The 12,170-nt window shown below is 53.7% G+C and carries 16 protein-coding genes; 3 read left to right on the top strand and 13 right to left on the bottom strand.

Going from position 1 to position 12,170, the window contains the following annotated elements; translation table 11 throughout:
* Nucleotides 1-20: 20 nt before the first annotated feature.
* Nucleotides 21-485: an anaerobic ribonucleoside-triphosphate reductase-activating protein gene (gene nrdG, locus OGY19_RS17595; RefSeq protein WP_115601080.1), complete on the top strand. Its 465-nt coding sequence runs from the start codon at nucleotides 21-23 to the stop codon at nucleotides 483-485.
* A gap of 3 nt (nucleotides 486-488) precedes the next feature.
* Here nrdG and OGY19_RS17590 read toward each other — a convergent pair whose 3' ends face one another.
* The 13 genes from OGY19_RS17590 to pmbA all read right to left on the bottom strand — a co-directional run bounded on the left by OGY19_RS17590 (nucleotide 489) and on the right by pmbA (nucleotide 10,605).
* A complete protein-coding gene (locus OGY19_RS17590) occupies nucleotides 489-773 on the bottom strand; it encodes a type II toxin-antitoxin system RelE family toxin (RefSeq protein WP_003839578.1) in 285 nt (94 codons plus the stop codon).
* A complete protein-coding gene (locus tag OGY19_RS17585; RefSeq protein ID WP_003839576.1) occupies nucleotides 763-1,005 on the bottom strand; it encodes a type II toxin-antitoxin system RelB/DinJ family antitoxin in 243 nt (80 codons plus the stop codon). The genes OGY19_RS17590 and OGY19_RS17585 overlap by 11 nt, the downstream gene beginning before the upstream one ends.
* A gap of 77 nt (nucleotides 1,006-1,082) precedes the next feature.
* The gene (locus OGY19_RS17580) at nucleotides 1,083-2,996 is read right to left on the bottom strand and encodes a BglG family transcription antiterminator (RefSeq protein WP_115601081.1); all 1,914 of its coding nucleotides are present in this window, start codon (nucleotides 2,994-2,996) and stop codon (nucleotides 1,083-1,085) included.
* Nucleotides 2,997-3,017: 21 nt separating this feature from the next.
* The gene (gene dagF, locus OGY19_RS17575) at nucleotides 3,018-3,758 is read right to left on the bottom strand and encodes a 2-dehydro-3-deoxy-phosphogluconate aldolase (protein ID WP_048212847.1); all 741 of its coding nucleotides are present in this window, start codon (nucleotides 3,756-3,758) and stop codon (nucleotides 3,018-3,020) included.
* Complete coding sequence (locus tag OGY19_RS17570) at nucleotides 3,755-4,873, bottom strand: DgaE family pyridoxal phosphate-dependent ammonia lyase (RefSeq protein WP_115601082.1); 1,119 nt, start codon at nucleotides 4,871-4,873, stop codon at nucleotides 3,755-3,757. Before OGY19_RS17570 ends, dagF begins: the two co-directional genes overlap by 4 nt.
* The gene (locus OGY19_RS17565) at nucleotides 4,857-5,990 is read right to left on the bottom strand and encodes an amidohydrolase/deacetylase family metallohydrolase (protein WP_115601083.1); all 1,134 of its coding nucleotides are present in this window, start codon (nucleotides 5,988-5,990) and stop codon (nucleotides 4,857-4,859) included. Before OGY19_RS17565 ends, OGY19_RS17570 begins: the two co-directional genes overlap by 17 nt.
* A 58-nt stretch (nucleotides 5,991-6,048) precedes the next feature.
* Entirely contained in the window at nucleotides 6,049-6,693 is a 645-nt protein-coding gene (locus tag OGY19_RS17560) for a DUF4310 family protein (protein WP_003830379.1), read from the bottom strand.
* A gap of 11 nt (nucleotides 6,694-6,704) precedes the next feature.
* A complete protein-coding gene (locus OGY19_RS17555; protein ID WP_005134210.1) occupies nucleotides 6,705-7,481 on the bottom strand; it encodes a DUF4311 domain-containing protein in 777 nt (258 codons plus the stop codon).
* A gap of 22 nt (nucleotides 7,482-7,503) precedes the next feature.
* Entirely contained in the window at nucleotides 7,504-7,803 is a 300-nt protein-coding gene (locus OGY19_RS17550; protein WP_038636649.1) for a DUF4312 family protein, read from the bottom strand.
* Nucleotides 7,804-7,805: 2 nt separating this feature from the next.
* Nucleotides 7,806-8,168 carry an SFCGS family glycine-rich protein gene (locus OGY19_RS17545; RefSeq protein ID WP_003830384.1) on the bottom strand — a complete coding sequence of 121 codons (363 nt, stop codon included), beginning with the start codon at nucleotides 8,166-8,168 and terminating at the stop codon, nucleotides 7,806-7,808.
* 10 nt (nucleotides 8,169-8,178) lie between these two features.
* A complete protein-coding gene (locus OGY19_RS17540; RefSeq protein ID WP_048212850.1) occupies nucleotides 8,179-8,487 on the bottom strand; it encodes a glycine dehydrogenase in 309 nt (102 codons plus the stop codon).
* 332 nt (nucleotides 8,488-8,819) lie between these two features.
* Nucleotides 8,820-9,206 carry a cytochrome b562 gene (gene cybC, locus OGY19_RS17535; RefSeq protein WP_061067120.1) on the bottom strand — a complete coding sequence of 129 codons (387 nt, stop codon included), beginning with the start codon at nucleotides 9,204-9,206 and terminating at the stop codon, nucleotides 8,820-8,822.
* A 46-nt stretch (nucleotides 9,207-9,252) separates the two neighbouring features.
* Nucleotides 9,253-10,605 (bottom strand): metalloprotease PmbA, encoded by a 1,353-nt coding sequence (gene pmbA / locus OGY19_RS17530; protein ID WP_048212852.1) that lies wholly within the window; start codon nucleotides 10,603-10,605, stop codon nucleotides 9,253-9,255.
* A 95-nt stretch (nucleotides 10,606-10,700) separates the two neighbouring features.
* Between pmbA and yjgA the strand changes: the two genes are divergently transcribed.
* Together yjgA and OGY19_RS17520 are read left to right on the top strand one after the other, a co-directional pair.
* The gene (gene yjgA, locus OGY19_RS17525; protein WP_008786039.1) at nucleotides 10,701-11,252 is read left to right on the top strand and encodes a ribosome biogenesis factor YjgA; all 552 of its coding nucleotides are present in this window, start codon (nucleotides 10,701-10,703) and stop codon (nucleotides 11,250-11,252) included.
* A gap of 198 nt (nucleotides 11,253-11,450) precedes the next feature.
* Complete coding sequence (locus OGY19_RS17520) at nucleotides 11,451-11,894, top strand: DUF2628 domain-containing protein (protein ID WP_115601085.1); 444 nt, start codon at nucleotides 11,451-11,453, stop codon at nucleotides 11,892-11,894.
* The last annotated feature ends 276 nt before the right edge of the window (nucleotides 11,895-12,170 follow it).

Below are 12,170 nucleotides of genomic sequence, written 5' to 3'. Positions count from 1 at the left end.
ACGTCAATTGAGACGCGAAAATGCAATACCATCAATATTACCCCGTCGACATCGTTAACGGCCCCGGCACCCGCTGCACGCTGTTTGTGTCCGGGTGCGTGCATGAATGCCCCGGCTGCTATAACAAAAGCACCTGGCGGCTCAATTCCGGCAAGCCATTTACCAAAGAGATGGAAGACAAGATCATTGCCGATCTGAACGATACGCGAATCAAGCGTCAGGGGATCTCGCTCTCCGGTGGCGATCCGCTACATCCGCAAAACGTGCCGGAAATCCTGCAACTAGTGCAGCGCGTTCGCGCTGAGTGCCCCGGCAAAGATATCTGGGTGTGGACCGGCTACAAGCTCGATGAACTCAACGCCGCGCAAATGCAGGTGGTCGATCTCATCAACGTACTGGTCGATGGCAAATACGTGCAGGATCTTAAAGACCCGGCGCTGATCTGGCGCGGCAGCAGCAACCAGGTCGTACATCATTTGCGTTGATCGCTAAAGCCGTTTGTTTGCATCGAGATAAACGGCCGAATGTTCTCGCTTGCCGACCGCGACAACAAACACGGTCACAACCTCATCCCGAACCTGGTACACCAGACGATAGCCGGACGATTTAAGCTTAATTTTATAGCAATCTGGAAGACCGTTTAAACGGGCAGAGTCAATTCTGGGGTTCAACAACACGTCGGCCAACTTCTTCTTAAACTGAGCCTTCACCGTATCACCCAGTTTATGCCACTCTTTTAAGGCTCTCGGGTCGAATTCCAGTTCATAAGTCATCCAGACTAACCTTGATTCCTTTTTGCGGGCTGGCCAGCCTCTCCCGGACTGTCTGAATCAGTGTATCTTCGCTGTCGCTAACGGTGACGGTTTTCACTGGCATGCGCCCCGTTTCCGCGACGTACTGAAACAGTAATCGCACAGCTTCCGTTGGAGTAATGTTCAGTTTTTCCAGCACGGCATAAGCCTCATTTTTGAGTTTGTCATCCAGACGGACGTTCAGCGTGGCCATTATGCCTCCAGTAGAATCGAATGTGTAATGCAGTTTAGCATTACATACGCATTACATCGAATTCTGGATAACGCCTCTCAAAAACGGCTCACACACTCCATGGCAACCGTTTTGAACTCGGCAAAATTCTGACATGCGCAGAGCCGCGTCATGGCGCGCTCGCGCAGGAAGGTGACGAAAATATCGTAAATGGCCATCGCCTCTTCGTATTCGCTTTTGCTGATGGCGAGCAGGAAGATCACGTGCGCGGTTTCATCGCCCCAGGCAATACCCTGCGGGGCGAGGATGGTGTAGACCACCGTTTTCTTTGCCAGCAGACCGAGGGCGTGCGGCAGCGCGATGCCATCACCCAGCATAGTGCTGACGATGGCCTCACGTTCAACCACCGAATCAAGAAACTCCGCGTCGACAAAACCTTCATCCTGCAACTGATGGCATAACGTTTTGAACAGCGTCTGCTGATCCATGGTGCCGTCGATCACGCGAAAATGGGCGGCATCGAAAAATTTATTCAGCATCCACGGGCGGGTTCTGTCCACCAGCACCAGCTTGCCAATTTGCTCCAGTTGATAATCGGTCGGAAACGGCGCAATCATCGCCACGGGCTTATCTTTTTCACCGATCCGCGCGGTCGAGATAACAAAATCTTCGCTAATGCTTTCCCGCTGTTCGTAGTCGCGCAACGTGACGGTATCGACGATTTCTATCTGCGGATACTTACGCGCCAGCACCGCTTCAATCATCCGCGCCATCGCATTTCCGGCATCGCATACCAGCAGAACTTTCGGTTGCCTCTGGTAACCGATGTTGTAACTACGTTCCAGCCCCACGCCAATATGCAGGACCAGAAAGCCAATCTCATTTTCACTGATGGTATACGGCGTATATTTCCCCCATCCCGAGACGGCGGCCAGCGTCATATCCCATGCCATCGGGTAGTGCTGTTTAATATTTTCCAGCAACGGATTAGGGATCATTATCTGGTAACGCACGCGGGTGATCATCGTCTTAATATGCGTCAGCAGATCGGCATGCAACTGTTTGTCATTCAACAGGTTGTAGTTGTATTGAGTATTGATAAAACGCAGGATGTAATTAACCAGCGCTTCGTCATCATCCGCATTAATAGCACTGGGGGCGATCTCTTGAACCTGACGGGCGGCGATGTGCACCTGTAGCCAATTCTCTTCGAAAACAGAAAGCGGTTTGTCTGCCAGCCGGTGCAGGACCGCCGCAATCTCACGCGCGGCCAGGCACACCGCCTGTTCAGTTTCTTCAGCGGCAAACTCCGGCAATGGATACCCTTCACTAATCCGCCGGATAGCCACCGCACAGTACAAGCGTAAAAACAGCTCGCCCTCGTCGGTCAAACGAATATGAAAACGGGCAAAAATGTCCTGTAAAACAGGCTGTAGCTGCTCAGGGATCCCGGCATTCAGCGCCTCCTGCATCACTAACGGGTGCTGCGGATCCTGCTGTGCCAGCGTCCACAACAGATCGGTCAAACAGGCGCGGATCGCCATCTCGCTGCCAAACAGCTTCATGCCGTGACGGGGACGCGTTTCCAGCGTCAGATGATAACGTTGCAGATGCTCACGCACCTCAGCCATATCGTTTTGCAGCGTCGCGCGGCTGATAAACCATTCATCAGCCAAATCTTCAAGCTTTAGCGAAAAGGCCGACGTCAGAAAACGGACCACCAACCAGTGTATCCGCTCCTGGCTGGTTCGCGGGATGCGCAGCAACGTTTCAGGCTGCTGCGTTTGCAGAGAGTGATAACTTGCCGGGTCGTCAATTTTGAGCTGATAACCGCTGCCCCGGCTGAGGACAAACTGCGCGCCGTACTGAGTAAGCAGCGCGTTTAGCGCAGTGATATCCGCCCGTACGGTGCGTGTAGAAACCGACAACCGCTGCGCCAGCTCATCCTGTGGAAGCGCTTCGTTTTGCAACATATCAAACAGCTGTGCTAAACGTTGGTTGGGGAATCGCACGTCAGTCTCCTCATCTGTCAGTTAGCCTATGCAAGCCCGGGTCATCGCCATCAGTTGGCGCACGTCGTCCGGGCGGGTGTTACCACTCACCTTATCAATAATCGAACTATAGATGTGAGGAATGATTTTGCTCACTCCGGCATCCAGGGCGATCTGCAGGATTTCAGTAAAATTATCCAGATCGATACCCCCGGTAGGCTCCAGCCAGAAGTCATGCCGGGCACAGGCCTGCGCGACGGCGATGTACTCGTCACGGCATTTCAGGCCGCCCATCGGGAAGTATTTAATCGAGCTACCGCCCATATCTTTGAGCAGCGCAATCGCGGTTTCTACCGGCACAATGCCGTCCGGCGTCTGGCTGCTCAGCGGACCGGTGGAGATTTTCACCATCCCCGGCGTACCCGTTGGCGAGACCAGACCGTTGACTACCGTCTCCTGCTGGCCCAACAGCGCCCGACTGGTCGCCACGCCGGTAAAGACCTGATTAACATGCTGCGGCTGTACCTGACGGGAGATCTCACTGACCATCGCCGACTGGTTTGGATCGCCCGCCCCCAACCCCACTGAAAGCGCATTGTCGATAAGCGCTGCGTATTCACGCATATCCGCGACCGCGCTTGCGACATCCGGGTAATTTTTTGACAACACGCCGACCAGCACGTGTCCTTCCGCCGCCGCGTAAATATCCCGCGCATTTTCTTTGGAGCCTGCCAGCACGTTCAGGCAGACGCGGTCGCGATAAAAGTTAGGGGTCAGTTTCATACGTTTTTCTCCTGCGAAATCACTTCACCAATTCGACGGGCCACAATTTCCAGCTGCACGCGATCCACGCTGCGCACATCGGCTTCGATAATGCCTTCGTTGGCTTTGTACCCACGGAAGTAAATCGCGTACTCGCCGTGTTTCAGGGCTTCAACCAGTTCGCCCGTGGCGATACCAGTTACCGCTTCGTCAAACTTAATTTCGGTACGGGCGATGTCGCGCCCTGCGCTGTCCCACACCACGCGGGCGCTGACGCCATTAAAGGAATTTAGCGCATTAATGAACGGCGTCATTTTCTCGACCATCTCCGCGCCGCTCTCTTTCTGCGCGTTCAGATACAGTTCGATAGCGCAGGTCAGGCCAAGAATCCCCTCTTTGCCCACCTTCATCGCCCGGCCGATCCCCGCCGTCTGGCGTTTCACCCACTCAACATACTGGGTTTTGCCAATCACCAGTCCACTGGTTGGCCCTTCAATCGCCTTTGCGCCGCTATAAATCACCAGGTCCGCACCAAGGCGGTAGTAGCACTGCAAATCTTCTTCCGCCGCGGCGTCCACAATCAGCGGCAGGTTATGCGTGCGCGCCACCACCGCAGCCTGCTCCACGCTGAGCATACTTTTCTGTACGCAGTGATGAGATTTGATATACAGAATCGCCGCCGTGCGCGGTGTAATGGCTGCCGCCAACTGTGCCGCGGAACATTCATTGGCATAGCCCGCTTCCACCAGCTTGCCGCCGCCGAGCGCCACCATAGTGCCTACCGGTGCGCCAAAGTTGACGTTGTGGCCTCTGGGCAGCACGATTTCGTTGTTCTCGATGGGCGTAACGTGCAGATTTTCCAGCAGCCAGTCGCTGTCTTTCACCAGCACCGCAGCCACCGACTGGGCGATTCCAGCCGATGCGCAGGAGACGACAGTCGCCCCTTCCACTTCCAGCAATTTCGCGATGTAGTCGCCGGTTTTATTGACCAGATCTTTCATTTCGAAGTACTGATTCATCCCCGCCATCGCCGCTTCAACCACTTCTGGTCGCGGCGTGGAAACGCCGAGCGCCGTCATGCGGCCTGATGTGTTAATCACCTGTTTTAAATTGTATTTCTCAAAAATCGAAGGCATGTTCCGCGCTCCCTTGTTCGGTCATATAGCCCTTGCCCGCACGTATTGCGGCAAGCGGCACCAGCATTTGTTCAGCCTGCAGGCTGTCGTTTTCAGCATCTACCAGCACGGTTGGCTGGCGCTTAAGCGTAAAGAGGGTTAAATCGGCATCCAGACCAGGCTGCAGTCGCCCTTTCTGTTTCAGGCGCAGGCCGTCAGCGGCATTGGCGGTCACGCACTCAATGACCTGTGGGAGCGACATCCCCATGGCGAGAAATTTCGACATCACATTCGCCAGGGAAAACACCGGACCGCTGATACGGTTGCGGCAATAAATATCGGAACTGATGGTGTGTGGCAAAATACCCAGTTCGATAGCGCGTTTTGCCACCGCAAAGCTCAGGCTGGCGGTGCCATGCCCAACGTCCAGACGCACGCCGCGTGAAATCGCCCGCGTCACTGACGCCCGCAGCTCGCCTTGCGGCGTCAGAATGCGATTCGGCTTACCGTTGTAACAGTGGGTAATGATGTCACCCGCGCTCAGGCGTTCGGCGATCTCATCGAGATTCGGCGGGTTGTTGCCAATGTGCACCATCAGCGGCAGGTCGCCGTTCTCTTTTTGCATCGCTTTGGCACGATCCAGCGGCGTGATGCCGTTTTCACCTACCACGCTGCTGCTCATGCGTGCCTTCAGGCCGACAATAAAATCAGGGTGGCGTTTCACCGCCTGGCGCACCGCATCGGCGTCAATGTTGGCCATGTTGGCCAGCTCATTCTGGGCGATAAGCCCAACGCGGGAGATGTTCAGCAGCGCATACACTTCCGTCGCCGCTTCCCGGGTCAGGGTGTAAAACTCGTCGATATCATCCGCCCCGGTACTGCCCGCATCCACGACCGTGGTGACGCCAGTCGCAATACCGACGCTGTCCGGCTGGTCGTGATAAATCGGGGATTTCGGGTAGCAATGAACGTGGGAGTCAATCCAGCCTGCGCTGACGTAGCACTCGCCGCCCAGCTCAATGGTTTTCAGCGCCGGGCCATCAACGTCGCCCAACGCCGCGATCTTGCCGTCTTTCAGCGCAATATCGCTCACCGTATCGTCAACGAGGCGCGCACGGCGCAGGAGTAAATCAAACATCGCTCTCTCCTATGCCGGATGGCGGCGTAACCGCCTTATCCGGCCTGCAAATCAACAGTTAGCTAATGGCAATCGGGAAGATGGAACCCAGGATCATTGCCCCAAGGATCGCCCCGCCGGTAATCGGTTTTTGCCACAGATAAAACAGCAGCGCACCCGCCAGAGAACCAATTCCGATAGGAATAGAAGCCGTCATCGCGCTGAGGATAATCAATGGCCCGAGGAAGCGGCCGGAGGCGTTACCGGCCCCCATCATGACGTCCGCACCGTAGGTTGAGTCGCTCTGGTTGATGGTGAACTTACGCGCCAGAATGATGATGTAGCCAATCGCCAGACCAATCACCAGACCGGTGACCAGCGAGGCGGCGAAGTTGGCGACCGGGAAGATAATGCCCGCGCCCAGCAGCAGCGCCGGAACACCTAACCCGACCCCGGTCTGAATCGCGCCGCCGATATCCAGAATCCCCACCAGCGAACCTTCAATGATGCGGGCAAACAGGAAGCTTGCGCCAAATGCCGCCACCGCGCCGTAAGAGCCGGTGTCCATTCCCGCCTTTAGCATCGCCACAAAAGCGACTTCGTTAAATGCGCCGATACCGTACAGGTAGTACATGTGCGTTCCGGCAAAGACGCCAGAGGAGAGCAGGCCAACGAAGATCGGGAACGACCAGTCGGCAAACCAAAAACCTTTATTCTGTTCCATGATGGCCTCCGTTATTTGCCGCTGAGCGAGTTGTGGATCAGTTCCAACCAGTTCGGCACGGTCAGATGGAAGGACTCGATCATCTTCATGTCGAAACCGCGGAAGAAGCCGCTCAGGACAAACAGTGCGACGATAGCTACCATCATCACTTTCGTGACGTGGTTCCAGCCGCTTTCTTCAACACCTTTGCCGATCAGAATGCCGAGCACCAGCCCCGGAACGGCGTTGCCCATGATCAGTTGCGCCGCGCCGCCAAAAACGGTGGCCCAGAAGCCGGATTTCTTACCGGCATCGATCGCCGCCAGCCAGAAGATCACCGGCATCACGGTATTAACCAGCAGGTTAGCCGCAGGCACCAGCACCTTGACGGCGGTAACCTGCAGCGCTTCCGGTACGGATGACGCGGTGAGGTTCAGGAAGGTCACGACAATCATCCCGATAACGCCACAGGCAATCGCCATGCGTTTGGGATCGTGTAGCGTTTCACCGACGTTGCGGTTTTTAACCATCAGCGCGGCGGCACCCCAGTTGGGAATGATGCGATGGTCGACATCCTGTGTGAACGCCCCCGCCGCAACGGAAGAAGCCCAGGCGTTAAAGAAGAAGCCCAGGCCGAACGAGAAGTGAGAAGCCGGATCCCCTTCGCAGGAATTCAGTTCTCCCAGAGTACGAAACGCGCCCATCCCTTGAGTGGTAGGCGCATGAAACATGCGTGCAGCCCCAGCGCCGACACCGACGCCAACCAGGCCACCAATGATGAGCGATTTTATTAATATTATCAGGAACATATTTATGCCTTTTAATAAAGAATCAGCGTTGCGTAACGAAATCCACCTTGTCGAGATTGATGGCAGTCACGTTGACGGTCACATCCAGCTCCACGCTGAAGGTGCGTCTTTCCCGGCGCAGAAAGAGGAATAAAAACGCCTCTTTACGCACCGTTTCACGCGCTTGAACAACCTGCACATCCTGTGGCTCAATACGCAGTAAGATATGCGGCGACGCTTTCATCACCGCAGCCTGAACGTGGTTCAGGGCATCGGCAAAGGCGCGCGCTTTGGCCTCGCCCTTGCCAGTGACTCTCACCGTTGTGGTGAATTGCTCTTTCATACTTAAGCGCCGTGTTTCTTTTGCCAGGCCTGCACCAGGCGCTCGCCGAGCTCTTCTTTGTCCATAAAACCGAATCCCAGCACGTTGCAACCTTCGTTGATGGCCGTTACGCCTTCATCAACCGAGCGCATGCCATATTTCGCCTTGTAGCCGTATTTGGTCTGTGCGGTAATCGCCCCTGCCCCGCCACTGCCGCAAAACGAGATACCAAAGGTGGCGTTTTCCGCTTTCATTACGTCACCCAGCTTCATGTCAGCCGCCACGCCCGGTACCACAACCGCACGGCCACCCGCTTTCTCAACGCCTGCCGCCACTTTCTGGCCTTTACCCAGACGATCGCCAATCACTACGGTAATCTGTTCCATCTTTTGCTCCTTAAAGGTTGTCTTTCGCGACTTCGAAGTGCACCGACAGCAGCCAGGCTTCTTCCTCGGGAAGATTGCCAAACTCGGCGACCACGTCGCGGGCAAGCGCCATTGACTCGGCAGAAATTTCATCAAATAAGCTGGCATCGACTTCTGGTAAGGGTTCACCCGTTATCGAGCGGTGCGCCATGGCGCGAACATGCGATGTCAGCATCTGTTCCTGTACGGCGTTGGGAATAATGTGGCGTTCACGCAGCAAGGCATATACCTGCGCCAGCATGCGGTCGGCCAGTTCCACCGATTCCCCCATGTCATTCATTACAGCTCCGTTATTCACTCGTCTTACCCCACTAATGGCTCTGAGGGTAAATTAGCGGTGGGGGTTAAAAGTTTGTAGCGAGTTGTTTTCCACTTCGAAGTGGAAAGGGGGTCAGCGATAGTGATCTGTGCCGCAAAACGGGTCGGGTTCACGATTTATCACTGGAAGAATGTGATTGAGATCGCAAGAGTGAGCCGCAAATTGGAAGGAAGTGCGAACAATGAATGGACGATAAAAATGAAAAAATGTGATGGGTATAGCGTTTACTTATGGGGCGTGCAGTAGCGGGGGATTTTATCCGGCCTACGGGTATGCAGGCCGGATAGCGTAGATTAGCGGAACTTCTTGTGGTTTTCGTTGCGCGTGGTTTTCAGCTCTTCCGCAACGGCTTTCGCCTCTTTGACTTTACCTTCGTTCGCCAGCTTAAGCGCACCATCAATCTGGCCGATCAGCGTGTCAAAACCGTGGCGGAAATCCTTCATCTCCGGGCTGTCCGGGGATTTGTTTTCCAGCTTCGGCGGCGTGGCCTTTTGAGCATCCAGCGCGGCTGCACGCATTTTGGTTAACGCATCTTTCAGTTCAGTCGCATTATCCGTTTTTTCAACGATCTTCAGGTTGTCGTTGAGGATCCCCATGTCGTCTTCAAGATCGGCTGCAAACGCAGAAGAACCAAGAACCAGCGTTGAAGCCGCGACGATCGCTAACAGGTGTTTACGCATTGCTCACTTCCTTTTTTATTATTAAAAATTAACGCCTTAACGAGTATCATTGCCCGGCGATTTTCATCTCCGGTAACAATACCGAACCACACTGGATATTACTGCGCGTTTCAATATCGTTCCCCACGGTCACAATATTGCGCCACATCTCTTTTAAGTTCCCGGCGATGGTAATTTCACTCACCGGATACTGAATTTCGCCGTTTTCGACCCAGAAACCCGCCGCGCCGCGCGAGTAATCGCCGGTAATGCCGCTTACGCCCTGGCCCATCAGCTCGGTAACCACAAGGCCTGTGCCCATCTCCTTGAGCAACTGCTCGAAGCTTAGACCCTGTCCCGGAATTCGCCAGTTGTGGATCCCGCCCGCATGCCCGGTGCTCTTCAGCCCCAGCTTACGCGCAGAGTAGTTGGTCAACAGCCATTGAGTCAGCACGCCGTCTTTAATGATGTCACGGCGTTCGGTCCGTACGCCTTCGCTGTCGAACGGCGACGACGCCAGCCCTTTCAGCAGGTGCGGATGCTCTTCAATGGTCAGCCATTCCGGCAGAATTTGTTTGCCCAGTGAATCCAGCAGGAAGGTAGATTTGCGGTACACCGAACCGCCGGCAATCGCGCCGACCAGGTGTCCGAACAGTCCGGTCGCCACTTCGTTGGCGAAAATCACCGGCGCTTTCATGGTGGACAGCTTACGCGGCGACAAACGAGATAAGGTGCGGCGAGCACAGTCAGCCCCTACCCACTCCGGCGTTTGCAGATCGCCCATCGCCCGGCCAATGGTGTAGGCGTAATCGCGTTCCATATCGCCATTTTCTTCCGCGATCACACAGCTGGAAAGGGAATGACGCGTGGAGCAGTAGCCCTGCAGCATGCCGTGGCTGTTACCAAACACTTTGATGCCATAGTGGCTGTTAAAGCTGCCGCCTTCGGTATTGGTGATACGCTTATCAGCCTGCAGCGCCGCCTGTTCAGCACGAGCAGCCAGTTCGATGGCTTCATCAGGGGAAACTTCCGCCGGGTGGAACAGGTCCAGATCGGGCGCCTCAAAGGCCAGCAAGTCTTTATCTGCCACGCCTGCGCACGGATCCGGCGAAGTGTAACGTGCAATGTCCAGCGCAGCCTGCACGGTGCGTGCAATTGCCTGCGGGCTTAAATCGGTGGACGATGCGCTGCCCTTACGGTTCTGGTGATAAACCGTAATCCCCAGTGCGCCATCGCTATTGAATTCGACGTTCTCCACTTCACCATAACGGGTGCTGACGCTAATACCCGTGGTCTTGCTTACAGCGACTTCCGCGCCATCCGACTTACCTGACGCTAATTCCAGTGCCGTCGAGACTGCTTCTTCCAGAATCTTACGCTGCGCTTCAACTTGTGAGATTACTTTCATCGCAAATGCCATAATGTAGAGAGAGTTTCTCTGAAGTCTAACAGAGAACCGTTTTTCAGTGCGCATCTTAACTGGTAACATTAGCCTCTTTTTTTAAGGAGCCTGACATGACTAAGCAGCCCGAAGACTGGCTCGACGACGTTCCCGGTGATGACATCGAAGACGAAGACGATGAAATTATCTGGGTCAGTAAAAGTGAAATAAAACGTGACGCCGAGGAGTTAAAACACCTGGGTGTGGAACTGGTAAAACTGGGGAAAAACGCGCTGGATAAAATCCCGCTCGATGCGGATTTACGTGCCGCGATTGAGCTGGCCCAGCGTATTAAGATGGAAGGTCGCCGCCGCCAGCTGCAGCTGATTGGCAAAATGTTGCGCCAGCGCGATGTTGATCCTATCCGTCAGGCGCTGGACAAGCTGAAAAACCGTCACAACCAACAGGTCGTTGTCTTCCATAAGCTGGAGCAACTGCGTGACCGTATGGTTGACGGTAGCGATGAAGCCATCGAAGAAGTGATGAACCTGTGGCCTGACGCCGACCGTCAGCAACTGCGTTCGCTGGTGCGTAACGCCAGGAAAGAAAAAGCGGGCAACAAGCCGCCAAAATCTTCCCGCCAGATCTTCCAGTATCTGCGTGAACTGGCGGAAAACGAAGCGTAATTCGTCGGCTATGACTCTTATAAGGGTAATAAATTACCCTTATAAGACATTTATATTATAAATATAATATTTAATATTATTCCTTCCAGCTATTTTTATAGTGCTCAAATATTGTTGCAGTCAGCACCTGAAAGTGATTGAATCTGAATTCTGAACGGAAGCGCTTCGGATAATATTCATATTCACAAGGATTATAAAATGGAGAAAGAATCAATTAATGCAAAATGGCGAGAGCGTTTTGACTTTCTGAGCACGCATGGATTGCCAGGAACACCATCTTATACAAAAATTTATAGAACAATGAAGTTTGGACAGAGGATAAGTATAGGAGCCAACTTATATGCTTTTTTCTTCGGCTTTGTCTACTTCTGCATCCTGGGCTTATGGAAAAAGGGACTGGTATTATTTTTGGGCGTAGCGGCCATACAGGCCGTACTGATCGCAATAGAAACTGCGGCAGATATTGATATGAATGCCTTTTCCAAAGTCATAAATATTGGATACGCCATTGTATGCGCTCATTTAGTCAATACCGCCTACTACCTGCGCACAGTGAAAGGTGTTGACAGTTGGAACCCGTTCCAGGGGTTAACCCGAAAAAGCGCAGAAGCGTTGTCAAACCTGCCATCACGTCAGTATTAATCTCACAGGGAGCATATTTGGCTCCCTGCTATTATTAAAAAGCAAATAATAATGTGGTAGATACGTACATTGCAGCTGATAAGCAGGTGATAATGAAAGCACAAAACGCCTTTAAACGATAATTCGACGATATCATTCCGGCAATACTCATCGAAAAACCAATAACAAAAAAGAGTATTCCAGCCATGACGAAAAATATCGCTATACAATCACCATCATCAATACCTGCGGTTATGAGATACAAGAAAAAGCAAATTGCAAGAATTAACCCAATGA

Source organism: Citrobacter sp. Cy070 (genome assembly GCF_030332245.1).
GTDB lineage: Bacteria > Pseudomonadota > Gammaproteobacteria > Enterobacterales > Enterobacteriaceae > Citrobacter > Citrobacter youngae.
This window is presented reverse-complemented; position numbering and strand designations above follow the sequence as displayed.